At 53.2% G+C, this 25,689-nt stretch carries 25 protein-coding genes and 1 pseudogene; 8 read left to right on the top strand and 18 right to left on the bottom strand.

Annotated elements, in window-relative coordinates:
• Nucleotides 1-38: 38 nt before the first annotated feature.
• The 4 genes from K7P01_RS00090 to K7P01_RS00105 all read right to left on the bottom strand — a co-directional run bounded on the left by K7P01_RS00090 (nt 39) and on the right by K7P01_RS00105 (nt 3,740).
• Nucleotides 39-464, bottom strand: coding sequence for an SRPBCC family protein (locus K7P01_RS00090; RefSeq protein WP_267288580.1), 426 nt, complete (start codon nt 462-464; stop codon nt 39-41).
• A gap of 61 nt (nt 465-525) precedes the next feature.
• A complete protein-coding gene (locus tag K7P01_RS00095; protein ID WP_267288581.1) occupies nt 526-1,623 on the bottom strand; it encodes an alkene reductase in 1,098 nt (365 codons plus the stop codon).
• 165 nt (nt 1,624-1,788) lie between these two features.
• Nucleotides 1,789-2,073, bottom strand: a complete 285-nt coding sequence (locus tag K7P01_RS00100) for an ArsR/SmtB family transcription factor (protein WP_267288582.1) — start codon at nt 2,071-2,073, stop codon at nt 1,789-1,791.
• 287 nt (nt 2,074-2,360) lie between these two features.
• Nucleotides 2,361-3,740: an ATP-binding cassette domain-containing protein gene (locus K7P01_RS00105; RefSeq protein ID WP_267288583.1), complete on the bottom strand. Its 1,380-nt coding sequence runs from the start codon at nt 3,738-3,740 to the stop codon at nt 2,361-2,363.
• Between the two features lie 160 nt (nt 3,741-3,900).
• Between K7P01_RS00105 and K7P01_RS00110 the strand changes: the two genes are divergently transcribed.
• Both K7P01_RS00110 and msrB read left to right on the top strand, forming a co-directional pair.
• A complete protein-coding gene (locus K7P01_RS00110) occupies nt 3,901-4,143 on the top strand; it encodes a hypothetical protein (RefSeq protein ID WP_267288584.1) in 243 nt (80 codons plus the stop codon).
• A gap of 26 nt (nt 4,144-4,169) precedes the next feature.
• On the top strand, nt 4,170-4,724 hold the full coding sequence (msrB, locus tag K7P01_RS00115) for a peptide-methionine (R)-S-oxide reductase MsrB (protein WP_267288585.1): 555 nt from the start codon (nt 4,170-4,172) through the stop codon (nt 4,722-4,724).
• Between the two features lie 10 nt (nt 4,725-4,734).
• Here the strand turns inward: msrB and K7P01_RS00120 are convergent, their stop codons facing one another.
• Nucleotides 4,735-5,823, bottom strand: a complete 1,089-nt coding sequence (locus K7P01_RS00120) for a hypothetical protein (RefSeq protein WP_267288586.1) — start codon at nt 5,821-5,823, stop codon at nt 4,735-4,737.
• A gap of 270 nt (nt 5,824-6,093) precedes the next feature.
• Here K7P01_RS00120 and K7P01_RS00125 point away from each other — a divergent pair, with 270 nt between their 5' ends.
• Complete coding sequence (locus tag K7P01_RS00125; RefSeq protein WP_267288588.1) at nt 6,094-6,738, top strand: GyrI-like domain-containing protein; 645 nt, start codon at nt 6,094-6,096, stop codon at nt 6,736-6,738.
• 3 nt (nt 6,739-6,741) lie between these two features.
• Here K7P01_RS00125 and K7P01_RS00130 read toward each other — a convergent pair whose 3' ends face one another.
• The 3 genes from K7P01_RS00130 to K7P01_RS00140 form a co-directional block, all read right to left on the bottom strand.
• Nucleotides 6,742-8,328, bottom strand: a complete 1,587-nt coding sequence (locus K7P01_RS00130) for a Na+/H+ antiporter (RefSeq protein WP_267288590.1) — start codon at nt 8,326-8,328, stop codon at nt 6,742-6,744.
• A 101-nt stretch (nt 8,329-8,429) separates the two neighbouring features.
• Nucleotides 8,430-9,353, bottom strand: a complete 924-nt coding sequence (locus K7P01_RS00135; protein WP_267288592.1) for an NAD-dependent epimerase/dehydratase family protein — start codon at nt 9,351-9,353, stop codon at nt 8,430-8,432.
• Between the two features lie 30 nt (nt 9,354-9,383).
• Entirely contained in the window at nt 9,384-10,040 is a 657-nt protein-coding gene (locus K7P01_RS00140; protein ID WP_267288594.1) for a phosphoadenylyl-sulfate reductase, read from the bottom strand.
• A gap of 447 nt (nt 10,041-10,487) precedes the next feature.
• On the opposite strand from K7P01_RS00140, the gene K7P01_RS00145 reads away from it, so the two are divergent.
• The 5 genes and pseudogenes from K7P01_RS00145 (at nt 10,488) to K7P01_RS00165 (ending at nt 15,826) form a co-directional block, all read left to right on the top strand.
• A complete protein-coding gene (locus K7P01_RS00145; protein WP_267288595.1) occupies nt 10,488-10,898 on the top strand; it encodes a 6-pyruvoyl trahydropterin synthase family protein in 411 nt (136 codons plus the stop codon).
• Nucleotides 10,858-11,547, top strand: coding sequence for a GTP cyclohydrolase I FolE (gene folE / locus K7P01_RS00150; RefSeq protein ID WP_267288597.1), 690 nt, complete (start codon nt 10,858-10,860; stop codon nt 11,545-11,547). Before K7P01_RS00145 ends, folE begins: the two co-directional genes overlap by 41 nt.
• A gap of 86 nt (nt 11,548-11,633) precedes the next feature.
• Complete coding sequence (locus K7P01_RS00155) at nt 11,634-12,152, top strand: MarR family winged helix-turn-helix transcriptional regulator (RefSeq protein ID WP_267288599.1); 519 nt, start codon at nt 11,634-11,636, stop codon at nt 12,150-12,152.
• A 25-nt stretch (nt 12,153-12,177) separates the two neighbouring features.
• Nucleotides 12,178-14,430, top strand: a pseudogene (locus K7P01_RS00160) (aconitate hydratase); the annotation flags it as partial.
• 574 nt (nt 14,431-15,004) lie between these two features.
• Nucleotides 15,005-15,826 (top strand): hypothetical protein, encoded by an 822-nt coding sequence (locus tag K7P01_RS00165; protein WP_267288601.1) that lies wholly within the window; start codon nt 15,005-15,007, stop codon nt 15,824-15,826.
• A gap of 6 nt (nt 15,827-15,832) precedes the next feature.
• Here the strand turns inward: K7P01_RS00165 and K7P01_RS00170 are convergent, their stop codons facing one another.
• From K7P01_RS00170 to K7P01_RS00215, 10 genes are all read right to left on the bottom strand, one after another.
• Nucleotides 15,833-17,068 (bottom strand): PepSY-associated TM helix domain-containing protein, encoded by a 1,236-nt coding sequence (locus K7P01_RS00170; protein WP_267288603.1) that lies wholly within the window; start codon nt 17,066-17,068, stop codon nt 15,833-15,835.
• A gap of 166 nt (nt 17,069-17,234) precedes the next feature.
• Nucleotides 17,235-17,996 carry a GntR family transcriptional regulator gene (locus K7P01_RS00175; protein ID WP_267288604.1) on the bottom strand — a complete coding sequence of 254 codons (762 nt, stop codon included), beginning with the start codon at nt 17,994-17,996 and terminating at the stop codon, nt 17,235-17,237.
• An 88-nt stretch (nt 17,997-18,084) separates the two neighbouring features.
• The gene (locus tag K7P01_RS00180) at nt 18,085-18,402 is read right to left on the bottom strand and encodes a transcriptional repressor (protein WP_267288605.1); all 318 of its coding nucleotides are present in this window, start codon (nt 18,400-18,402) and stop codon (nt 18,085-18,087) included.
• Nucleotides 18,403-18,405: 3 nt separating this feature from the next.
• Entirely contained in the window at nt 18,406-18,705 is a 300-nt protein-coding gene (locus K7P01_RS00185) for a cupin domain-containing protein (protein WP_267288606.1), read from the bottom strand.
• A complete protein-coding gene (locus K7P01_RS00190) occupies nt 18,702-19,055 on the bottom strand; it encodes a bleomycin resistance protein (RefSeq protein WP_267288607.1) in 354 nt (117 codons plus the stop codon). The genes K7P01_RS00185 and K7P01_RS00190 overlap by 4 nt, the downstream gene beginning before the upstream one ends.
• Before the next feature lie 104 nt (nt 19,056-19,159).
• Nucleotides 19,160-20,584: an HmuY family protein gene (locus K7P01_RS00195; protein WP_267288608.1), complete on the bottom strand. Its 1,425-nt coding sequence runs from the start codon at nt 20,582-20,584 to the stop codon at nt 19,160-19,162.
• Between the two features lie 37 nt (nt 20,585-20,621).
• On the bottom strand, nt 20,622-22,685 hold the full coding sequence (locus tag K7P01_RS00200) for a TonB-dependent receptor plug domain-containing protein (RefSeq protein WP_267288609.1): 2,064 nt from the start codon (nt 22,683-22,685) through the stop codon (nt 20,622-20,624).
• Between the two features lies 1 nt (nt 22,686).
• Entirely contained in the window at nt 22,687-23,781 is a 1,095-nt protein-coding gene (locus K7P01_RS00205; protein WP_267288610.1) for a hemin-degrading factor, read from the bottom strand.
• A 30-nt stretch (nt 23,782-23,811) separates the two neighbouring features.
• Nucleotides 23,812-24,618, bottom strand: coding sequence for a heme ABC transporter ATP-binding protein (locus tag K7P01_RS00210; RefSeq protein WP_267288611.1), 807 nt, complete (start codon nt 24,616-24,618; stop codon nt 23,812-23,814).
• Complete coding sequence (locus K7P01_RS00215) at nt 24,618-25,685, bottom strand: FecCD family ABC transporter permease (RefSeq protein WP_267288612.1); 1,068 nt, start codon at nt 25,683-25,685, stop codon at nt 24,618-24,620. The genes K7P01_RS00210 and K7P01_RS00215 overlap by 1 nt, the downstream gene beginning before the upstream one ends.
• Nucleotides 25,686-25,689 lie beyond the last annotated feature (4 nt).

Genomic DNA, 25,689 nt, shown 5'->3' on the forward strand with positions numbered 1-25,689 from the left:
CTGACAGCCTTGTGTCAGGAGCGTTCGGGCTATTCAAATTATTTCTCGGTTTCGAGAATTTGTTTGAGCCGCGGCAGATCGTAGGCAGCCAGCAACTTGCCGGCATACCAGGGTGCCATCAGGCTCCACGGCGCGTTGAACGATACCGATACGCGCAGCAGCGTTCCCTCACCCCGCGGTTCGAATTCCATATTATAGGTGGGTTGTAGCCAGGCGTTGCGGCGTGTGACGGAACGCCTGTGGTACGGCGTGTGCGCGGTGACTTCGTAGATGACAGGACGTGTACGGCCGGGCTGCAAACACGTATAACGTGCGCCGGTACAGTAGTGATCGATGGCCGTCCACTCGGCGTGGTCTACCTGGGCTTGCCAGGTAGCGTTGTTATGGATATCGCATACATAATTGAACAAGGCGCGGATCGGCCAGTCAATTTCAATCTGTTGTTCGACGGTCTGCTTCTTCATACACCGTAAAGTTTGGTACGAAGAAACAGACCGTCAGTGACAGCCCTATGGCAGCAGGATTTCAGGCATTCACAAGTTCCTGATCAAATACGGGGTAATCGATCAATCCTTTTGCGCCCGGCGTGTATAATGTGCGGGCATCAACCATGATGTTCAGCGGCAACCGCTTGCGCAGGCGTGGCACCAGGTCGGGGTTGCTAATGAAGGGTTTGCCGAAGGCCACCAGGTCGGCAAAGCCCGACGCCAGGTCTTCTTCTGCCTGAAAGACTGTATACCCACCGGCCAGGATCAGTGTTCCCTTGAACTGCTCGCGGATCATGCGCCACACAGACGGCGGTCCGCCCGCAGGTACTATGTCTACGTTCGCCAGGTGTAAGTAGCCGATGTTGAGATCATTCAGGCGCGCCGCCAGGTAGGTGTACGTCTCGTCTACGTCTGCATACGGGGCCATGTCGTTTTCTGTGCCATGGGGTGACAACCGCACGCCTACTTTGTCGGCGCCAATCGCATCGCTGATCTCTTGCGTCAGCTCTAACAAAAAGCGGCTGCGATTTTCGATGTTGCCACCATATATATCGGTTCGCTGATTGGTATGCGGCGATAGGAATTGTTCGGGCAGGTAGCCGCCCGCGGCGTGTAGCTCCACACCGTCAAAACCCGCGTCGATCGCATTCTGCGCCGCCCGTACATACTCGTATTTCACTTGCTGTACTTCGATGGCGGTCATGGCATGCGGCACAGTGTATGCTTGCGGTCCTTTCTGATCCGTCATTATCTGACCTGCAGCCCCCACGGCAGACGGTGCCACTACCTTCGCTCCCTGCGGCAGGTTCAGTGCGTGTGCGATGCGGCCAGTGTGCATCAGTTGCATAAAGATCTTGCCGCCTGCTTCACGCACACCGTACGTCACTTTCTTCCAGGCATTCACCTGGTCGTTGGTGTAGATGCCCGGCATGCGCGGATAGCCCAGACCATTGGGCGAAGGCGATACACCTTCCGTAATGATCAACCCGGCCGACGCACGTTGTTTGTAGTACGCGGCCATGAGGTCGTTGGGTATATTGTTAATGGCCCGATGGCGAGCCATGGGGGCCATGGTAAAACGGTTTTCCAGGGAGATGTTTCCAAGTCTGTAGGGCGTAAAGGCTGTTCTGGTCATGCTCGGTAAACGTTTATATGATACATTTAAATACTTCGATGCGTTGGGTTGAAAAAAATCCCCATTCCGGGGATATAATGCTTTAGACGCACGCCACGTCTTTTTAGTTCATAGACACATCGAAATATTTCAATATATCTTCCCAAAAAAAATCGCCGTGGGGCTTTAGGCGAAATTCAGCATGGTCACGGCGCTGGTGTATTCCTTTAATACGGCGTCGTTTAGGGTGTATTTTTGGTTTCTTCCCTCCTTTTCGGCATCAATCAGACCCGCTTCGATGAGTACTTTGAGGTGGTGACTTACGGAAGGCTGTGCCAGAGGGCTTTCTTCCTGGATCTCCGAACAAAAACCGCAACCACCCTTTTTGGCGATGTGCTGCAGGATCTTGAGGCGGTTGGCATCTCCGAGCGCCTTGGAGATCTTTTCGATTTGCTTGGTATTCAGCGACATACTCGTTTTTGACAGATGCACCCGTCTTATTGACATGCAAATGTATTGATTCATTTTAAATACATAAAGCAGGCGGCAAAAGTTCAGGGGGAGTATTTCACGCCAATATCAGTCGTTGATAATTATAAACAGGCAGTGCTATCTTATGGGATCAGGTTAATAGTGAAATCCTCTTTCACTGTATCCATCAGGTTTGTTGTGGGCAATAGGTATTGGTTGAAACGGGAGCTTTAAGTTTTCGCATGCAAAACACCTCTGGTGGTACCTACCGAGATGGTTTACGTCCTTTACAAGCTTAGCCGCTGTTGCGTCCAGCGCACTATATCCTCTTCGTAATGGGTAATAAGTACCAGCGTTGTGTCGGCGTGCAAGTGTTCTTGCAGGTAAGCATTCAGGCGTGCTTTATTAACGGGGTCGAGAAACTGGTAGGGTTCATCGAGCAGTAACAGCTCCCGACCGGATACCAGACTACTGATAATGAGCATGATCTGCAACTGACCCGAGGAGAGTATTTTTACCGGGCGGTCGATAAAGGCCTGGGCTTGAAAATGTTCGATGGCATGGGCCAGGGCCTGCTGGTTCAGCTGCCGATGTTGCTGCGTAATCCAGGTGCGGGCTGTTTCGGGTCGGTACTGTGGGGCTAAATAGCTGATCAATTCCGGGCCGAAGTAGTTAATGCGGTTTTTGATGTCCCAGATAGACTCGCCGCTGCCGCGACGTTTGCCAAACAAAAAGACCGGCTGGCTGTAGGCCATGGGGTGGTCGGCAAAGATAAGGCTGAACAACGTCGTCTTGCCCGAGCCGTTAGGGCCGGTTAGCGCCCAGCGCTCGCCTTGCCGGATGGTCCAATAAAAATCTTCGAGTATGGTGCGGCTGCCGTACCGGATGGCGATGCCCTTCATCTCTACGATGGGGGTTCCGTCGTGTAACGGCTTTGCCGTCGTGTGTACCGAGGGTGCCGTTGACGGTGCTGCCTGTATCGTCTCGACGGCCTTTACGGTTCCACCGGCCAGCACCAGGCGCCGGTTGATCGACTCGGGCAAGTGATGGCCGTGGTCGGTCATAATGAGGGTAATGCCGTGGTGACGGGCGAGGTGATCCAGGAAAGCGGCCAGGTCGACTCGGCTGGCATAATCCAGGCCTTCAAAAGGATAGTCAAACAGCAAGACGCTGGGCAACCCGCGCACCAGGTTCTGCAGGATCATGACTTTTTTCAACTGTCCGTTCGACAGCCGCGTCACCTCGACGTCCAACAGTGACGCTACGTTGAACGTGGCCGGCATGCCGAGGGCATCGAATGCACCCGCCTCCACGCCGAGGATGTCTTTGACGCAGGGTACGCGCTCGTCGCCCATGGAGTAATAACGCTGCTGGTAGAACATTCCATGCTGTCGCAGAAAGACTTGCAGTGCATGCGCGGGGATGTAGTGTATATGTTTCTTGCGCAGGGCAGCGCGTTCGTCCCAGGTGGCGCCCTGGACAAAGTCGTATACCACTTCGCCGGCGGTGGCGTGCACATTTCCCGCCAGCAGGTCGAGCAGCCAGGTTTTGCCGCTGCCATTGGCCCCGGTGATAACCCAATGTTCACCGGCGGCGATGTGCCAGGTTATGCCCTGCAGCAACGGTACTTCCGCCCGCTGTACACGCACGTGCTTTAACTCGATCATGCCGCAAGAAAACAAAAAGTATACAGCCGGCCGGTGCCGGTGCTGTAACAATTCCTTACGAACACCTGTATTTCCTATTGTGTAAAAGGGATTTTTCCCGGTGGTGTCATATTCTCAAAAAATAGTACCTTGCTGTATAATGCCGTTAGCGGAATGTTTTATGGAACAAGAAAAACTAGAATTTTTTAAGCTGGACGAGATCGACCGTAAGGTGCTGTTATGGCTCTTGTCGCATGTGCCACAAAAATCTGTTGTTGCCTGGCTGGAATACACCGCCGTTCAATACAAGCAGGAAAAGTCTATCCAACTGGACCTCGACAAGATTTACGCCGAAGTCGAAGAGTATACGGGGAACCAGGAATCTACCGGGAATCAAAAACCAAACGAGCGTGTTTTAACGTAGATTCAGTACGTTTAAACCAGCACGCTATGCACGCTTTTGCTTTTGTTCTGCTTACGGCCACCACGCTGGTAGCCTGTCATCCTGCGTCCGAACGCCCGGAAACCTCCACGGCTGTATTGACATCGGCGGCCACATCACAAGATACCACGGGCAAAGTCGTCCGTACCGACGCCGAGTGGAAGGCCATTCTCACACCTCAACAGTACAATGTCTTGCGCAAGAAGGGGACTGACATGCCGTTTACGGGCAAGTATACCAATACCCGTGAGAAAGGCACATATTACTGCTCCGGCTGCGGACAGGCGCTCTTTTCATCAGACATGAAGTTTCCGTCGGAGTGTGGCTGGCCCAGCTTTGACCGCGAGCTTGCCGGCGACCGCATTACCACCATTGTAGACCGCACGCACGGTATGGTGCGTACCGAAATTTTGTGTGCACGTTGTGGTTCACACCTGGGCCACTTGTTTGACGACGGCCCGACCATCACCGGCCAGCGTTATTGCGTGAACTCCACCTCCCTGGAATTCAGAAAGGCCGACGAGGCCAAAGACAAAGAGGCTGCTCCAATGAAAAAGCCCTAACGTTCATGGTCTAGTCGCGGGCGGCTTCGAGGCCGCCTTCGGGTGAGTAGGTAAAGGTATAGCTGCGCAGTGCGGCCGGCGGGGCTCCTCCCTCCTGGGACGCCTCCATCTCGTATTGCACGGTCAGCTCGATGTTGTATTCGTCTTCTTCCTGGTGGAGCCAATCCATGCGTACAATATGGCTGGAGGTGATCTCCCGCGACGATAATGGCATGGGAATGGTCCAGCTTTCAGCCACCAACGTGTTGCCATCGCCCATCGGGCTGTGCAGCATAAATAATGTATAATCGGCCACACCCGACATGCCCAGGGCCAGGTATATTTTCTGACCGCCTACTGTCTTTTCATCGAGGTAGTCTTTATCGAGCGGATCGACAAAGATGGCCTTTTCGATGGCGGCCAGCACCGGCTTGCCGGTCTCGACGGTCACAATCGACTCCGCATACTCCAACGGAACTTCTTCGGTATAATTTTCGCCGTGGCCATTCACCCGGTTCAGGTTGCTTAGAATGAGCGCAAAGGCGCCGGCTTCGGTTACCCGACAGGTGGCTTTATATTCAGTCTCTTCTTCCATTCCCAGGCCAGCGACTTCTTTCATACCAAACTCCGTTGGGCTCTCGATCCAGTATGCACGGTGATGATATTCATCGTCGACACCTATCATGAGGTTGTCAATCAGTTTACCATGTTGGTCTACGGTAAATAAAATGTCATATTGGTCGGGGCCATCTTCGTTATCGTTAAGCTCCTCGCGCAGTATATAAAGCACGTAGCGTGCGGTGCTGTCGATCCGCATGATAAAGGTATTGGCATGTTTCGGGGAAGAATAGTGTACGAGGGTGTCGTGCTGAAGCGGCATCATGGGCGCATAGGCGGGGTCCATGGCAATCGGAAGTTTCCAGGGGCCTTTGTCAAACAGGCTCGTCAGGCAGGGATGCTGATCGTTGGCGCTGGCCTCATCCGTGAATTCGACTTCTTCGCCGTGGACGGGCCAGACGAGCGCCGGGTAATGCGTCTCGGAAAGACAACGGGCTTGCCATTCGCAGGCACATAACAGCATAGCGGCCAAGACCACCCATACCGGCAGAGGTCTATTCATACGTTTAGGTTTCGACACTAAGATAGAAGTTATCGGGTTTTTAACTTCCCTCTTAGACCTTTTTTTATTGCGTTCGTTACCGGTAACATGCCATCCAACTCCCCCTTTATGGGGGATTGAATAATTATATATTCCAGGCGTGTGAAACACGAAAATTGTCTGGCGTTGAAAAAAAACGATTTCTGATCTGTTTTTTACAACTTCTGCTGACATAGGGTTGACGGCAGAGTGTCGCACTTTTGGGTACACCTTATTAACTGCAAGAACCCGATGACAATCACTTCCCCGAAAACATCCTCCAAACTCGACCTGGTCAAGCACTATAAGTCGTATTACTCGGCCCGCAATACACCCGAGGTGCTCACGCTGGAGGAAGCGCACTATCTTTCGCTGACCGGCCAGGGCGACCCTAACGGCGCAGACTTCAAAGCCGGTATACAAGCCCTGTTTCCCGTGGCCTACGGCATCAAGTTCCTGTGTAAATCACGTGGTAAGGATTTTACCGTACCCAAGCTGGAAGCCCAATGGTGGTTCGACAAACGTTACGCCGGTCTTTCCATGGCCGAAGCGCCGCGGCAAATCCCCCGCGCAGACTGGCAGTGGCGCTTGCTGATTCGCCTGCCTGACTTTGTCACCGCCGAAGTCGTGGCGTCCGTACGCAAGGCGGTGCTGGAGAAAAAGAAGGTGGCGCTGATTGGTGACGTGAGCTGCTATACGCTGACGGAGGGCAAGGTGGTACAAATGCTACACAACGGTCCATTTGATCGCGAACCCGAAAGCCTGCAAATCATGCAGGAGTTTATGACCCTTCATAACCTTAAGCACGCCGGGCATCACCACGAAATATACTTGTCCGACTTTAATAAGGTAGCCCCGGCAAAACTGAAAACGATCTTGCGCGAGCCGGTTCAATAGTGTTTAGGCCAGGTCGCGATCGAGGATGAAACGGGTCTCTTCCAGGTCCAGCTCGTATTCCATCTTGCGTAACACCTCGTCGCTGATTTTGCCGTCACGTCGCAGCCGGATGATGTCCCGCCGCTCCTTCTCCAGCAGCTCCTGCTGAATGCGGTGGAACTCACGGATCTGATCTTCGCTCATGCGGCGCTGGGGCTCGTCCTTGCGCAGCCGCTCGATGCGAATCTCGTATTTCGACTTTACCTGGCTGAGTACTTCGTCGCTCAATTCCAGGGCGTAGTTTTCTTCGATGTGCTCAATGACCGATGCGGCAATTGCCAGGCGCGCGCGTTGCTCGTCCTCGTAGTCTTTTCCATCGGCCTTGAGGCCAAACACCTTGATCATGGGCCGCAACGTCAGGCCCTGCAATACCAGCGTGGAGAAGATCACGCAAAAGGTGAGGAAGATGATGAGGTTGCGATGGGGAAAAGCCACGCCGTTGCTAATCGTTAACGGCAGCGCCAGGGCAGCAGCCAGCGATACAACGCCACGCATACCAGACCAGGCAATGACGGTGACCAGGCGCACATCGGGCTTCTCTTCCTGTGCACGGATCTTTTTAAACAGCATGCGCGGAATGTAGGTGCTGGGGTATACCCAGATAATGCGGCCGATGATCACTGCCGCGCTAATCACCACGGCATACTTCCATGCCCAGAATGCATAGTCGCCCATCGACCGGATGATCTCCGGCAGCTGTAAGCCGATCAGAATAAAAATGATACCATTCAGAATAAACAGCACGGTATTCCACGAGCTGTTGGCCTGCATACGTGTTTGCTGGGAGAAGATCTCACTGGAGCTGCGTCCTAACATCAATCCGGCGGTTACCACCGACAGTACGCCCGACAAGTGCACGGCTTCCGCCAGCAGGTACGCTACGAAGGGTGCGAGGAATGTCAGCACGGTATCGTTCGTTGGATTGCTGGGTGTGATGTTGTGGATCCACTTAAAGAGCCATCCCAATGCGAGGCCTAACCCAATCCCGCCCGCGGCCACCAGCAAAAACTGAAAGCCAGCTTCCCACAGGCTAAAAGCGCCTGTCGCAACAGCGACGGTGGCATAGCGATACGCAATCAGACCGGTAGCGTCGTTCACCAGACTTTCACCTTCCAGGATCGTCACCACGCGTTTGGGGATGGCGAGGCCTTTGGTGGCGGCGGTGGCCGCCACGGCATCCGGTGGTGAAATAATAGCGCCCAGTACAAATCCTTCCGCCCAGCCAAAGCCGGGAATAAACGTATGCGCCACCCAGGCCACGGCACAGGTGGTGAAGATCACGCAGCCGATGGCCAGCAGGGTAATGGGGCGCTTGGCCGCTTTAAACTCAGGCCATGAAGTATTCCAGGCGGCGGCGAACAATACCGGCGGAAGGAAGATCAGAAACGCCACGTCGGGATCGAGCGACAAGACCGGTAGCCCCGGTACAAGCCCGATGCCGATGCCGGCAAGCACCAACAGAATGGGATATGGTACCCGAATCTTATCGGTCACTTCTGCCAGGGCGGTGACAACGGCAAGCAAAATGATGACGGTAGCGATGTTTTGCATGCTGCAGAATACGTTTTCTTTAACCAAACTGTCCAGCCTACGGTTAAAAACAGCCGTAGAGGGACCAATCCGGTACCTTAGATATAAAAATTGTGTTGAATTTAAAAGCTGAATTTCGCCAGAAATTCTTCCAGCTCGGCTTTTAAGGGTTTTTCTTCACCAATGCCCAGCGCCGCATTGACCTGGGCATTCGCCTGAATGTTCAGCTCATGCAGCCGCAAGTGCTGGTTGATAAAGATAAACTCCAGCGGAGGTACCAGTTCTTTCAGGGCGTCGACAATGTCAAACACCCGCAAGGTGCGGTCTACGAGATTATAGGTGCCACGGGCCAACTGTGTCGACGCCAGGTTGGCCAGGGCATGGGCGACTTTGTCGATGTGTATGAATGTGCGCGACTGCTTGCCGTCGCCCTGCACGGTAACACGTTTGTCGAAGTTGGCTTCGAATACAAATTTATTAATGACCGAATCAAACCGCATGCTTTTACTATAACCGTACACATTGCCACAGCGCATGATGTACGTGTCCATACGCGATGCCAGCCTGCGCACGTGCTCTTCGCCACGAATTTTAGAGACTGCATAGAGTGAATGTGGGGCGGGAGCGGCGTTTTCGTCTACCGGCTGGCCCGTGGATGGGCCATAGATGCCGGTGCTGCTGGTGTATACAAAACGCTTAACAGCACTCTCTTCCACGGCGTATACCAGCTCGGCAGTGCCCCAGTGGTTTACTTGCTCGTATACATGTGCATCCGTATTGGCCAGCGGTGTAGTGACCTTCGCGGCCAGATGGTATACAACGTCGATGCCCTTCAACACTTTGCGCAGGCCGCGTGAATCGAGCAACTCGCCTTTGACAAACGATACCTTGGAATAATTCTGCAACCGCAGGCCCAGGAATACATTGTAGTTTGGTCTGCTCAGGTTGTCGTAAACAATAACTTTCTCAACTTCGGGCTTGGCTATGAGGGCACTGATCAACTCGGTGCCGATATATCCGGCACCGCCGGTAATTAATACTTTCATTAGGCTAGATACTGTAGGTGGTAATAGAGGTTATTTGCTGATCAGGTCTGTGTGCAGGCCGCATTCTACTTTGTTCATGCCGAACCAACGCGCCTCGCGCTCCTGCATTTCAGGATCTAATTTACGGGTACAAGGCTCACACCCGATGCTGACATATCCTTTTTCTTCCAGGGGGTGCTTGGGCAGCTTGTGCTCTTTCTGATACTGCCAGATCATCTTGGCATTCCAGTCCAGCATGGGATGGAACCGCACACAACCGTGCTTGGCAGGCTGCTCTACTTTCATGGCGGCCCGCACCGCACTTTGGTCGGCGCGTACGCCGTTGATCCATACATCGTGCGCCATCAGAATGGCGTCTGTGGGCTGGGTCTTGTTGAGGTAACAGCAGTGATCCGGATCAGAGGTAAAGAGGAGGCGCCCCTCGGGGTCGCGCTGCATGAACTTGGGCACGTCGGACTTCAGGTCAACGATGTTGAGCCCGAACTGCTCGCCGATGTAGTCACGAAACGATACTGTTTCGGGGAAGTGGAAGCCGGTGTTAATGAAATAAACCGGTATATTTTTATCGATGCGGCTCAGAATGTGCAGCAGCACGAGGCTGTGCGACTGAAACGACGATGTGGTGAACAACTTCTTTCCGTCTGCCTGATACGCCTCGATCCTGGTTTTTATGTCCTCAAAGTTCATGGCATTCTACCCGTTCAAATAATCCATTTAACTATTTAACAATCAATTCATCAGCTGAATAGTAGTGAATAAAAGCTTCATGGTTATATTCACTGTCAGTTACGAACCCTAACCCCCTCGCGTCTTGAATTCGAAATATCGTGTTCTTTTGGCACTATTGCTCAGTTTACTGGCAATTTGTGGCCAGGCTGTATTTGGTCAAACCATCAATCCTACTCAAATAGTTCATCCTGACATCGCACATTATGCTGCGCATACAGTTCCCTCACAGCCCTAACAAGTGATCGCTCCGTGGGCGGGAGGCCGCTTACGTCTGTGCTTGTTTAGAAGCAATCGCCTATACTATAACGCAGTAAAAGTGCTATAGGAAGCGCGTAGCCCGGGCGATAGCGTATGTTTTACACATCCGATTGAACCATTCTTCGGGAATCCTGTTTACCTTTACGCATGAAGATAAAGGTATCGCGCAAAGAACACTTTAACGCAGCACACCGTCTTTTCAACGCGGCCTGGTCGGATGAACAAAATCAACGGGTCTTCGGTAAATGCAACAACCCGAACTATCACGGTCATAATTACGAGTTGGTGGTAAGCCTTGTCGGCGAGCCCGATGCTGACACCGGTTATGTATATGACCTGAAAGAGCTGAGCGATCTAATCCAGGAACATGTGCTGCGCAAGTTTGATCACCGCAACCTCAATCTGGACCTGGCCGAGTTTAAGGGCATCAATCCCACCGCTGAAAACATTGCCCTCGTTATCTGGAAGATTCTGCGTGCCCAAATAGATTCTAAATTTGACTTGAAAATCACCTTGTATGAGACCGAACGAAACTTCGTTGAATTCCCAGCCGAATAAGGCTGGCGACGACGACATGGGCGACGACCACGTAGCTTCTTCTTTTGAAACGCCAATGCGTGCCGATGCCTTCGACCTGGACGACGACGAAAAGATCGTGCGTATCGAAGGGCACTTCCGCGAGATCATGAACATCCTCGGCCTCGACCTGACCGACGATAGCCTGCAAGGCACCCCGCGCCGCGTCGCCAAGATGTACGTCAAAGAGGTCTTTGCCGGTCTCAACCCCAAGAACCGGCCGCATGCCCGGCTCTTTGAAAACAAGTATAACTACGACCAGATGCTGGTCGAAAAAGACATTACATTCTACTCGCACTGCGAGCATCACTTTGTGCCCATCTATGGGAAGGCCCATGTCGCCTACTTCTCGCAGGGCAAAGTGATAGGCCTCTCGAAGATCAACCGTATTGTGCAATACTTTTCCAAGCGGCCACAGGTGCAGGAACGCTTAACGGTACAGATCGGCAAGGAGATCGAGCGCGTGCTGCACACCCAGGATGTGGGCGTGGTGATCGATGCCAACCACATGTGTGTTGCGTCCCGGGGCGTGGGCGACACCAACAGCAAGACCGGCACAGCCTACTTTTCGGGCAAATTCAAGGACGAAAACATAAAAAGAGAGTTTCTAAATTACATCAATAGCAAGTGATGGCACCTGGATTATTCGGGTAACATGCACGTCATAATAAATAAATGGCTAATTTGGCACCGCAAACCAGATCGGCTATTTGGCTTATGTCCCTTGAACAAGACATCCATCAAAAGGACTTCCGAAGCGAATATCATAAGGCTGTTCTTAATTTGATGTATACTCATAACTACCTGTTGGACGGTATGAATGGCGTGTTTAAAAAACATGACATCACCCGGCAGCAGTACAACGTACTGCGTATCCTGCGCGGCCAACACCCCGGGCATGCGTCGATCAACCTCATCAAAGATCGGATGATTGACAAGATGCCCGACACCTCCCGCATTGTTGAACGCCTGCGCCTGAAGGGGTATCTTACACGTATATACTGTGCAACGGACAAGCGCAGCGTAGAGGTGACGATCACGCAGGAAGGCCTCAATGCGCTGACGCGAATGCAGGACGAGGTCATCGCCATCGAAAATTTGTTGAACACCCTTACCGAAGACGAAACCCGTCAACTGAATATGTTATTAGAGAAGGCGCGGGGCGGTAAAACGCATCCGCAAACGAGTGCATCAGCCTCTGACACCCCTTCTGATGAGAAAATATTACTACTTTAGCGTCTCTTTTTAACCTTTTAACAATATGGTATTCGATTTAGACATGATCAAAGCCTTGTACGACAAGATGCCTTCGCGCATTACCAAGGCCCGAAAAGTTGTAAACCGCCCACTCACCCTCTCCGAAAAAATACTCTACTCCCACCTTCACGACGATCAAACGTTGGAAAATTTTGGAAGGGGCAAGTCGTACGTAGACTTTGCGCCAGATCGCGTAGCCATGCAGGATGCCACCGCCCAAATGGCGCTGCTGCAGTTTATGTCGGCGGGTCGGCCGAAAGTCGCGGTTCCCTCTACGGTACATTGTGATCACCTAATCGTCGCGAAAACAGGCGCGGCAGAAGACCTTACTATAGCCAACACCGAAAGCGCGGAAGTATTCAATTTCCTTTCGTCTGTCTCTACTAAATATGGCATCGGCTTTTGGCGGCCGGGCGCCGGTATCATTCACCAGGTGGTATTGGAAAACTACGCCTTCCCGGGTGGTATGATGATCGGTACCGACTCTCACACGGTAAACGCTGGCGGCCTTGGCATGGTGGCGATCGGTGTGGGCGGTGCGGATGCGGTAGACGTTATGTCGGGCATGGCCTGGGAATTGAAATTCCCCAAGCTGATCGGTATAAAACTGACTGGCAAACTGAGCGGCTGGGCTTCTGCCAAAGATATCATTCTGAAAGTGGCCGGTATCCTGACCGTAAAAGGTGGTACGGGTGCGATCGTCGAGTACTTCGGCGAAGGCGCCACATCCCTGAGCTGTACGGGTAAAGGTACAATCTGTAACATGGGTGCTGAGATCGGTGCTACGACGTCTACGTTCGGATACGACGCGTCGATGGAGCGCTACCTCATCTCTACCGGCCGTTCTGAAGTTGCCAAACTGGCCAATAAAGTAAAAGAACACCTCACTGCCGACGCAGAAGTATATGCCAACCCTGAGCAATATTTCGACCAGGTGGTGGAGATCAACCTGTCAGAGCTTGAGCCGCACCTCAATGGTCCGTTTACGCCCGACCTGGCTACTCCTATTTCGAAGATCAAAGAAGAAGCTGCCAAGCACGGCTGGCCTACCAAAGTAGAAGTAGGTCTGATCGGTTCTTGCACCAACTCTTCGTATGAAGATATTTCCCGCGCGGCCAGCCTGGCCCGCCAGGTGGCCGCCAAAGGCCTGAAAACAAAAGCCGAGTTCACCATCACACCGGGTTCGGAAGTGGTACGCTATACCATCGACCGCGATGGCTTTATCGACGCCTTCGACAAGATCGGCGCCAAAGTATTTGCCAACGCCTGTGGTCCTTGCATCGGTATGTGGAACCGCGTGGGTGCGGAGAAGAAAGAAAAGAACACCATCGTTCACTCCTTCAACCGTAACTTCCAGTCGCGGAACGACGGCAACCCCAACACGTTTGCTTTCGTAGCGTCGCCTGAGCTGACCACGGCACTGGCCATTGCCGGTGACCTGACCTTCAACCCGGCTACCGATTACCTCACCAACGAGCGTGGCGAGCAAGTGAAGCTCGACCCTCCTACCGGTGACGAGCTGCCGAAGAGAGGCTTCGACGCAGAAGATCCGGGCTTCACCGCGCCGGCAAAAGACGGCAGCAAAGTAGTAGTGAAAGTAAGCGATACGTCTGACCGCCTGCAGCTGCTCGCTCCGTTCAAGGCTTGGGAAGGTACCGACCTGAAAGGTCTGCGTTTGCTGATCAAAGCAAAAGGCAAGTGTACAACCGACCATATCTCGATGGCCGGCAAGTGGCTGAAATACCGCGGTCACCTCGACAACATCTCAAACAACTTGCTGATCGGCGCTACCAACTTCTACAACGAGAAGACTAACAGCGTGAAGAATGCCCTCACGGGTTCTTACGACGAAGTACCCAACGTACAACGTGCTTACAAAGCACAAGGTCTGGGCTCGATCGTAGTCGGTGACGAAAACTATGGCGAAGGCTCATCCCGTGAGCACGCTGCCATGGAGCCGCGCCACCTGGGCGTGCGCGCCATCCTGGTGAAGTCGTTTGCCCGTATCCACGAAACCAACCTGAAGAAGCAAGGTATGCTTGGTCTTACCTTCGCGAACAAGGAAGATTATAACAAGATCAAGGAAGACGACACGTTCGATATCGTGGGCCTGACGTCGTTTGCTCCGGAAGTACCGCTCACGCTGGTAATCCGTCACAACGATGGTACCGAAGAGTCGATCCAGGTGAATCACACCTACAATGCCAACCAGATCGAGTGGTTCAAAGCCGGTTCGGCCCTGAACCTGATGGCGGCAAAGTTTGCGAAAGAAGCAAAGGCTGCGGCTCCCAAAAAAGCGGCAGCACCTGCGAAGAAGGCCGCTCCGAAAAAGGCCACGAAGACCGTAGCGAAGGCAGCTCCTAAGACAGCAACAAAAACTGCTTCGAAGGCGGCCCCTAAAAAAGCTGCGAAAAAGGCGGCACCGAAGAAGGCCACCAAAACGGTAGCGAAGAAAGCTGCACCGAAGAAGGCGGTGAAAGCCGTTGCTAAGAAGGTAGCGAAGAAAGCCGCGCCGAAGAAAGCGGTAAAGGCTGTTGCAAAGAAGGTGGTGAAAAAAGCCGCTCCTAAAAAAGTGGTGAAGAAAGTAGCCCCTAAAAAAGTGGTCGCTAAAAAGGCTGTTAAAAGCGCTCCTAAAAAAGCAGCTAAGAAAGTAGCCAAGAAGAAACGGTAATCCCGTTTAACTTTTGATATAAAGCGGCTGTCCCACAAGGGCAGCCGCTTTTGTTTTATAGACACTTCTTGAAAAAGATCATTTAGGATACTATTCTTACGTAGACAACACTTTGTGCAAGGGATTCATTTTCTTTATAATGTATACTATAGTTGACCCTATGCCATTCCGTATCCCCTCCTTCCTGCTTTTGCTGATCATTCCCACGGCGTGTAATCTCTTTTCTCCCGGTATTGAACAAACGTGGCACGTCACCAAGATGGAGCTGGCAGAAAACGATCATGAAAGCGAGACAATCTACTACGATGCTTTCCTCTCCTTCTATGACGACGGCAGCGCGTCGTTCTTCAACAAGTATGAGCACGAAGACGAAGAGCCTACGGTTGCGCATCAACCGCTTTACCGCGTGGGCCAATGGCGTCGTCACGGCAAGGAGCTTATCTTCACGTTAAAGAACACCGAGAACAATACAAAATTTACGATCACCAGTATAGACAGTAAATGGCTGGTGCTCGAAATCATCGACGGGCCGAAGGAAACGCTCGGCACGATCTTAAAATGTCAGGTATCCGAAGAGTATAGGAGTAAGTCATTCGATCTGCTGGCGCCGCGGTCCAACGAGTGGCGGACAAAGCCCGATCACAAGGAGACCCGCGCCGAGCTCAATACGCGTGTACTGGCTCATGTAGATTTTCTCCTGTCCTACTTTCAGATGATCAACGACAACGATCAGGATTACTTCGAGCCGCGCGTGCTGCAGACGCCGTTCCAGTTCTTCTCCAACGGTATAGGCTTACGTGATGATTTTGAGAAAGACGAGCCGTGGGTATCTCATTTCTATGATGACGATAACGCTGAGCAAGGGGGCAAAATGCTGATCAACGGACTGCGAAGCATCGAGGACTATCCGGGTGGTGGCAAGAACTTTACAGAAGGGTATCAGAAAGCCCTGCTGTTAATTAAAGAATACCTGGAGAAGTAGTAAATGCTATTTATTATTGGCCGCCACGACGGGTCTGCGCATCACAGGCGCCGGGCGTTTAATGGCGGTCGGCTTGCGTGCCAGTTGTGTGTCTTCTTCATCTTCCAGCTCGCTGCCTTTCTTCTTGCGGCGACCCCACCAGATATAGAATCCGGTAACGGGCAGGCTGGCGCACAGCAGGCTGGCGCAGAAGGCCAGTATTTTGCCGGGTAGGCCCAGCACGGCGCCGACATGAATGTCGTAGTTCATCCGCATGAGCTTGTCGGCGGCCGCAGCGTCTTTAAACCGGCCGTAGATGTGGTCTACGGGAAGCTCTTTCAATGTATACTGATCGAAGTAGATGTTGTCGTTTTGCCAGTACGTGCCGTCGTCGGGATTCACCCCCACGGCTATCGGTGACGATGCTGTTTCCGGGCTATGTACTTCCAGCACGGCAGCATTCGGATATTCGGCTGTCATACGGCGCCAGATCTTATCCATGACGGGCTCGTCAAACGACGCCACCTGCGTGGTGTCAGACATCGGCTCCGCGTACATAACCGACTTTTGACCACCGGTTACAGCGTAGAGTCCTTTGGCAAACCAGGTAAAGCCCCAGACCAATCCGGTGATGGCAAAAATGATCGCAATCCACGATACATAGAAGCCCAGCACGTTGTGCAGGTCGTAGTTCTTCCGGCGCCAGCGCGCGCTCCATTTGATACTAAACCGTTGTTTGGCAGCGGCCTTGTTCCGCGGCCACCACAGCACGATGCCTGAGATGAGCATAAAGAAAAATACTAGTGTGGCAGACGCTACGATAGGCTGACCGATTTCGTGGGGTAACCAGAGGTAAAAATGTCCGTCGAGAATGAACGGAAAGAAACCCGCTTCTTCGTCTGACAGCTTCAGTATTTCGCCTGTATACGGATTGAGGTATGCTACGTAATAATCAACCGGGTCCGGGTGATAAAAGATCACTTGCGCAGCCTTTCCGGGTTTGCCATATAACACAGCATGCAGGTGTTTGCCGGGCAGGGCTGCCATGGCAATGTCTTTCAAACGCGACGGCGGTAAATAGGGCTTGTTTTGAATCTCCACAAACCGGTGGCCCTCGGTGAGGTTACGGATCTCCGCCTGGAAGGCGTAGAGGCAGCCGGTTACGGCAATGATAAAAACGATGATGCCCGAAGCGAGGCCTAACCACAAGTGAAGCTTGCCGATGACTTTTTTGAACAGTGTCGAAAGCTTCTTTTCTGCCATACTCCGTGGTCTAAATACTGAATAACCGCAAAGCTAGGCTGGGAACGTCTATTGTCCTATCACCCTAGAGGGTTAAAAAGAGTACCCTATGGAGGGTATATCAATCAGCGTGAGTGTGGGAGCGAGAGTGAATACAGAGGTGGCGCGCCCGTTGTTCATGCCGGCGTTAGCGGCGGATGTCGATTTCATAGGTGAAGCTATCGCCGCGATAGTAGCCGAGGTTGTATTCTACCGGGCGGTTGCCGGGATCACACACGATGCGTTTTCGGAACAGCACGGCGTCACCCTTCTTCAGACCCAGTTTTTTGGCAATCTCGGTTTTCGCCGATACGGCACTGATTTTCTCTTTGGAGATAGTGGGGATGGTGTGGTAGTCATGCTCCATGATCTCGTACAAATGCCGGGAAAAATCTTCTTTGCCGGTGAATCCCACGCGCGGGTGGAAGTACGAGATGAAGTATACAAACGGGCCGGTGCCGGTGCCCCGCAGGCGCTCCAATCGCAGCACGCGCTTGTCTTGTTCAATGCCAAGGCTCAGGGCTACGTCTTCGTCGGCGTTGACCCAGGAGACCTTGATGCTATGGTTGATGGACTCTACGCCCTGGTTGTGCATCTCGTCGCTAAAACTCAACCAATTATCCAGGCGTGTGCTGACGGTCTTCTTGACAACGGTTGTACCAACCCCCTTCTTCCGTACCAGGAGGTTTTCGTGTTGCAGTTTGTTGGTTGCCTGACGGATCGTATTACGCGAAATACCCAGCCGCTTGGCCAGCTCTACTTCTTTGGGCAGTAGTTTTCCATTCTGGAAATGCGGGCTTTCGATCAATTTCCGCAGCTCGTTCTCCACTTGAATGTGCAACGGTATAGGGCTGCTGTGGTCGATCTTAAAATCGCCGGGATCTTTCTCGGATTTATCCTTTACAGCCATAACACATGAGGGGGTAACAAGCCGCAAATTAGACATGTGCGAACATAAAAACAACGTTACGCATGACGTATCGCACCGATTATGGATTTTAAGGCTGCCCCGGTGCCAAAAGTGTGATGCTCTTGCATTGCAAATGGTATATCTGAAGCTTCCGCTGTGGGTCATGGCTAATCATTAACAATCCCACGCGCACCAGCACCGCCAGGGTGTTGTATACGGTCGAGCGGCTGACACACCGGCCCTGGTTACAGAGACGCAGGTATACGGACTCGGCATCAAAGGAGCCATGGCCGTTGAGAATCTCTTCCAGAATACGCTTTTTCTTCGCCGTCAGCGTAATATCCTGACTGGCCAGGGTACTCTCGGCCAACGCTACAAAATACCGGGCGGACGTTTCGCTCAGCATACCTTATTCGTCTGCAAAGGTTGTAACAACGGACGGACTCATAACCGATATCACCTCAAAGCTCGTCATTGCGCGCAGCCCATACGGCTGCCCGGCCGGTACTACCAGCGTCTTGCCGCGCGATAATTCATGATCGGTACCATTGAGGTGTATGATCACGCGGCCCTTCTTGACCATCATGAACTGCTCTCCCGTAGCATACCGCGTACGCAACCGTTGGCGTTCTGCACCCGCCAACTGCACAACCTTAAAGAGGTCATTCTGATACAGCGCCCGCTCTTCGATGTGCAGCGGCATGTTCATAGGACACCAAAAGAAGGTTGACCGAATTTCAACAGGTTACCGTCGGGATCGCCCACGTAGAATTCTTTCATACCCCACGGCCGGTCCTCCAGGTGAAGCCGCACAATGCCCTTGCGCTCACAATGCTCATACAGTTCTTCAATATCGCCCGACACGCGAAAGTACAGGCGGGAATTTTGCGGAATTGCCGGATCGGTGCAATGCCACAAATGGATTTCAATATCCTCGCGTTTGAGGATGATCAGGTCTTCGTACTGACGATGCAGTACAAAGTCGAGCTTGCGTTCATAAAAGTCGCGTGACCGTTCCAGATCGAGCGACGGAAGCTGTGGGATAGCTTGGCGGATCATAATATCATTGTCAGAATAACAGTAAAAGAGAGCGGTCTTTAGGCTTGTTACCCACAGCAGCCGGGACAGCTGTTGTCCCGGCCCGTGTAGGTTTAAAAGAATTATTATCCCTTCACAACAAGTTTGTATTCAATCAGCGGCTTACCACGCGTGCCACCATCGGCCGAGTGGAAATTAATAAACCGAAGTTTATAAACATTCTCATACGCATCTTTCACCACATAGTACCGGTCAGTCCGTACACCGACCACGTCTGTGCTGCCCGGAGGCACAGACGTTACGCGCCAGCTGGAGCCGATCACATCGCGCTGGCCGTCAAACTTCAGGCTCGCTACATTGCTGGCCGCGAATTGATCGTATGATACCGTCGTTTCCAGTACCTGCACGGCGGATACACCGCCACGACTGTTGATGAACACCAGATCAGAATACGCATAGGGAATACCTTGCGGTGCTTTGTAGATGCTATACGTCCACTCGATGTCCCACTTCTCGCGTGCAGGTGCCACCTCTACCATTGCACCCGTGGTAAACGATACATAAGTAAAGTCATTCGTAGCAGACTTCGTCACTTGAACCTCTTTAAAATCGGTAGAGGTCAGTGCTGCATATTGCAGTTTGTAGCCCGCACCGTTGCGCACCACACGAAGTTTGATCAGATTTTCCGGCTTGTCGACAATACCAAACCCACCGGTGCGGTTGATTATATATACTTTGTTATCAGCTTCGGTAGCCGAGATTTCTTCGATAGCGGTTTTAGTAAGGTCACCAGTTACATCGTCGATGATATCGAACGTGCCGGCACCTTGACCAAGGGCCAGGCCTTCCGTTTCAACATTTTCTGCGGTAACGTCAGCTAAATCCGTCGCCTCGACAGCGATCACCGACGCCGCGGTGGTGTTGTTGATAATAACACGGAACTCGTCGCCGCTATAGAAACCGAGATCCCATGACGCGCGAGCTACACCCGTCTGCTGGTTGCTGCTAAAATCAACAAATACCGAGTTGCCTGCGCTCGACCCGAGCTCATCACTGATGATGCCTTCCAGCTTCATCTGCTGCCCTTCGGATACGATGGGCGAGAACGACACGGTCACGGTTGACTTCTCTCCTATCACCGCATTTTGCGCTGCGGTGCCTACGGTAAAGATAATGGAGGCATCACCATCCAGAAACACGTTGCTCTTGCGCAGTACTTTGAATGATACCGTGCTCGAAGCGGCTGGTATAGACACCGTCAGTTTACCATCGGTCGCAGCCGGATCGGTGGTGAAGTGGGTGCCGTATTGTACACCTGTAGCGACAAAGCTCACGGTAAAATCGGTGGCCACGTCTGCGGCACGCGACAGGGTTAGTTTTATTTCAGCTTCTTCCTGGCCTTCTTCCAGACCCAATGCAGTGGCCTCGAAGTCAGCCTCGTTAGCCGGAAGCGGCGGGTCATCATCGCTACATGCGTTGATCACAAGCGCTAAGAATATAATACTACACGCGATAGCAGCCAACTTCAGAAATCTGTTCAAGCTATTCATAAGAATTTAGATTATGTAAAAAAGATAGGTGTTCGTTTTATTTGGTAAAATGGAAGTGCAGGGACAGGAAGTACGAGCGGCCGTAGCTCATCGGTACATCTCCGCCACCGCTGTGCGCATTGCCAACATCCAACGACGTATTACGCAGCGTTGTCACGTCCAGCAGGTTTCGCACTCCCAGCGTCAGGTCCAGCATGCGGTTGATTCGTTGGGCAACTGTAAAGTCCGCCCATTGAAAATTTTCGCGGGTAGCCAGGCGTGTGATGGGCTCGGTGCTTCCTTCGAGCGTAACCGTTTCATAGTTGGAGCTCTTGCCGGTGTATTTGTAGTACAGGCTCACCGTGGTGCCCGGCTTGCTCCATGTATAGGATACGTTGGAGCGTACTTCCGGCGACCAGATCAGTTCCAGTTTTCCCTCCTGCGATTTAAGCGGGTCGGAGACGCCGATGTAGGAGAAGCCTAACGATACTTGCAGTCCGCCGTACTGGTAATTGTTATCCAGGGTAGTACCGATCGTGCGCGACTTTGTAATATTCTCATACCGCGAGATCATACCCGAGGGCGCCGTAGGGTCGGCTACGGTAGCCAGGATGATCTGATCTTTAAAGGTATTGTAGAAGCTGGCCAGGGTTGAGTTTAACTGAGCCTTGCTGCCGGTATACGCCTGCCAGGCCAATGAGCCGGTAAAGCTGTTGGAGTACTCCGCCTTCAGGTTTTCATTGCCAAAGATGTCGTGGCTGGCATCGTGAAAGCTGAAGTACAACTCACGCAATGCTGGTGAGCGAAAGCCGTACGCATAGGCCAACCGCAGATCAAGGCGCGAAGAGAGCTGAAACTTTGTATTGATGGAAGGCACCACAGGTGGTGCCTCGTACACGGAGTTGTGAATAAACCGCACGCCGGGCCGTATATTCAGGAACGATGTGGGCTTGAATTCCGCCGTAGCAAAGACAGCATAGTCGTTTATCTCCCGTTCACGGTCGATGCGGTCGCCGGCACCTTTGCTGAGGTTGATGTCATAGCCGGGCTGCAGCGAGACGCGATCCGACAACCGGTACAGGAACGTGCCGCGGCTCATCGCCATGCTAAAGTTCGTCTCGTCTTGTGTGCCCAACTCGGGCGAGAGCCAGGTTGCGCCCGTCGCCATGTCGTACAGCAACGTGCGGGTGCGGCGTGAATAATCCTGGTAGCTGGCGACGCCGTTGTATACCAGTCGCTCGGTGAGGTTCCAATCCGCTTGCAGTTGGTGGTTGTACCGGTGTGTGATATACTCTTTGTCGACCGCCGTCCCTTCCCTCGGGTTGTAAGTACCCAAGCTGGTAATGGTTTCGTCCGTGTAGTTCAGGCGGTAGCGAAGCGTCAGCTTGCCCGTGGCGAAACCAACGTTGCCCATACCGAGCAACTGCTCCTTGGGGTGCCACCGCATCGGCTGCGGACGCAGGTCGCTGGGATAGTGATCTTCGTTCCAGCCGCCCGCGTTGTTGCGTGTCACCGAACCACCCGCTGACCATTTGCCCCTTTGCCAATGGGCGCCAATACTTTCGTTGTGCACGCCCTTGTCGGTAAACGGATCGTATTCACTCGCCGCGGTCTCTTCCAGCACACGCGCCTCGAGGTTCCAGTGGCCGTCGTATTTTTTTGTAATGATATTAAACACACCCGCCAGCGCGTCAGAGCCATACATCACCGACATCGGTCCTTCCACGATCTCGATACGCTCGACCGTATTGATGTCGATCTGGTTCAAGGCTTCGCGGGTTTCGCCACGCTCCAACAACGGCACGCCGTCGAGTAGGATTTTAACATTCTGTCCACCCATGCCCATCAACCGAATGTCACTTGTGCCCAGGCCCAGGTCGTTTGTGAAACGAACCCCCAGCTCCGTGGCAAGCACACTCTGCAGATTGGTAGCGCCCCGCCGCACGATCTGTGCGTAGGAGATGGTGCGCACCTGGTATACGGATTGCCGGATCGACTGCGGCTCGAACTGGCCCGTGACGACCACGTTCTGCAGCTGCGTCGTACGGAGCGAATCCTGTGCGTATAGCCACGGCACTTGCCAGGCCAGCAATACACCGGCGATTGCCAATCGATATTTCATATTACAAAGCCGGTAAATTTTCGACGATGCTGCGCCACTCGAGCTTCTCGGGTATACCCGGTTTGCGCAGGCCAAAGAATTGGGCAACGAGGTTACGCTGTTTGTCAAACAGCTCCACCGACGTAACAAACCCTTCTGTTGTATTTTTCTTTACAACCCATGCCGTATCCACCAGGTCCATGCGCAGGTGCATGTTGAAGTCGGGATCGAGTACGTTCAGCCACGGCTCGGGACCATTGTGGCCGCGTTCCAGCAACCGAATGGTGCGTACCTTGCCCTGGTGGATCTGCAGGTTGCCGCGGTTGCCGGCGAAGATCATGATGGGAAGTTTTTGTGCGGCGGCCTGCTCCAGAATAAGCTGGGGTGTAGCTTTCGCGTTAACCTGATAAGTATATTTTCCCCGTGCGACTTCCAGCGCGTGGTAGCGGTCCACTTTGTGACGACGCAGCATGCCAAAGAAATCGTGCGTGTCTTTCAACTCGCCCCACTCCTGTAGAAAAGCCGCTTCGCTTTCGGGCCCTTGCAGTACTTCCGCTGCATAGACGGACACCGGTTGTTCCGGGCTTTGATCGGGCGAACGGAAATCTTCGAGCAGGCGCGCATAGGCTTCTTCGTCACTCTTCTCTTGCAGGTATATTTTGGTGACGGCTTCGCCCGAACGATCAAACACCTGAATGCTCTTCAGCACCCGGTCGGTCTTCTCTTCGGTGGCGGCAAAGGCTACGTGCCAGGCGTGGAAGAACACACGGCTTTCGATGGGGCCAATGACCGTCGCCATTGACCGCGGACCGGCATCAATAATATCGATCTCCTGGAAGGGGCCTTTGTGTTCCAGGATACAGGCGTCGTTGCGTGTAAGCGACATGACACGACCGAGTGTCGTAAACCTTCGCAGCAGCTCCGGCCAGGGCCCTTGCAAGCGCACTACCTGCGGACCAATCTTCGTGGCGAGCAGCTCGGCCTCGCTGGCTTCCAACGCCCGGGCTGCTTCGCGAATGCGAATACCGGGTTTTGTTTGTTGCAGGGATTCCCACGCTTCGGCCAGCGCGTTTGCGCCAGCGGCCGCCGGTGTTTTGGTTTGAGTTGAAGTTTCCACGTGTTATTCTTTTTGTCTTGCGTTTATAGATTATTTACCCACCGCGATAAACCGTTCAGCAGGATCGCTGGCCGGAATGATATACGGCTGGCCGGTGACCGGGTCGCGGTATAGATTGACGCGACATCGGAACGTTTCTTCAATATTACTTTTTGTGAATACCTCGGTGGCGGGGCCGTTTGCTACCACCTGGCCATCACGCAGAAAGTATAGCGCGTCGGCATACTGCACCGCCTGGTTGAGATCATGCACAATCGCCATCACGCCGATGTTGCGGCGGCAGACCGTACGGGCCAGGTGAAAGATGTATTGCTGTTGGGCAATGTCCAGGCTGCTGGTGGGCTCATCGAGTAGAATATACCGCGGGTATACCGTTTCGTCCCACACTTGCGCCAGTACACGCGCCAGTTGTACGCGTTGTTTCTCTCCGCCTGACAGGGTTTGATACTGACGATTGCGAAAGGCCAGCGTGCCAGTCACGGTCATGACCGCTTCACAAACGGACCTATCTTCTGCGGGCAATGCCCGGCGGCCGTGACGGCCCAGGGCTACGACCTGCTCCACGGTAAAGGTAAATTGTACGGTCGTGCTCTGCGGCAATACGGCACGTACATGCGCCAGCTCACGCGGTGTATATGAATCAATATCCTGTCCGTTAATACTCACCGTTCCCTGGCTGGGCTGGTGCTCGTGCGCCATAACCTTCAGCAGTGTGCTCTTGCCGGCACCGTTCGGGCCAACAATCGCCGTAAAGGCACCGGGCGTCACTTGCAGGGATATACCATCCAGGATCGTTCTTCCCTGGGTGCGAAACGCTATTTGATTGGCTTCGTACATTATAGCTCGTGTCTCTTTTTTGCGTTTAATAAAAGGGCCACAAAGAAGGGTGCGCCGATCAACGCCGTTACTACGCCAATCGGCAGTTCCGACGGGCTGACTACCGTGCGTGCGATAACATCGGCCAGCACCAACAGCAATGCACCGCCTAACACCGAGGCCGGTAACACCAACCGGTTATCCGCCTGAAACGACAGCCTGATAACGTGTGGAACGACGAGCCCGATAAAGCCGATCATGCCCGACAGCGATACACTTACACCCACCGCCAGTGCGGCAAAAAGTATGATCAGTTTTTTTGTGCGTTCTACATCTACACCGATGTGATACGCCTCGGCCTCTCCCAGCGCGAGCGCATTCAGCGAGCGCGCAAAAAATAGCAGTGCCCCCGTTGATCCGATCAGAAAGGGTGCTGCGAAACCTAGCTTTTGCCACGTAGCGCCGCCCAGGTCACCGAGTGTCCAGAAGGTAAATGTGCGCAGTTGATTATCGTCAGCATAGAAGATTGCCAGGCCGATGACCGCTTCCGCGAGCGCATTCAGCGCAACGCCCGTCAGGATCAACACCGCCACGTTGGTGCGCCCCAGCTCGCTGCTTAAGCGTAACACCAGGAAGGTGGCCGAAAGCCCGCCGGCAAAAGCAACGATGGGTAATAGCGAGTCATAGACCCATGCCGCGAGGTATATCGACAACGGACCACCAAAAACAATAAGCACGACCACCGCGGCCGCCGAGCCACCGGATACACCGATCAGGCTGGGCTCTACCAAAGGATTCCGGAAAAGACCCTGTAATGCTGCGCCGCTCACGCCCAACGCACCACCAATCAGCATTGTCATAACAATACGTGGTATACGGATCGACGACAATACCACGGTGTGCATCTCATCCACCGCTGTGCTCTGAAAAAGACCCAGTTTCTGCAGCAGGATCACCACAACATCGCCGGCGGGTATCGACACGGCGCCAATAGTTAGTGAGAATATAGTCGCCACCAATAAGCTGGCACCCAATCCCGCCAGGACAACTGTGGTACGAAAATCGCGCAAGGTCACTGCAGCGTTCATATCG

Source organism: Parachryseolinea silvisoli (assembly GCF_021190955.1).
Classification (GTDB): Bacteria; Bacteroidota; Bacteroidia; order Cytophagales; family Cyclobacteriaceae; genus Ohtaekwangia; species Ohtaekwangia silvisoli.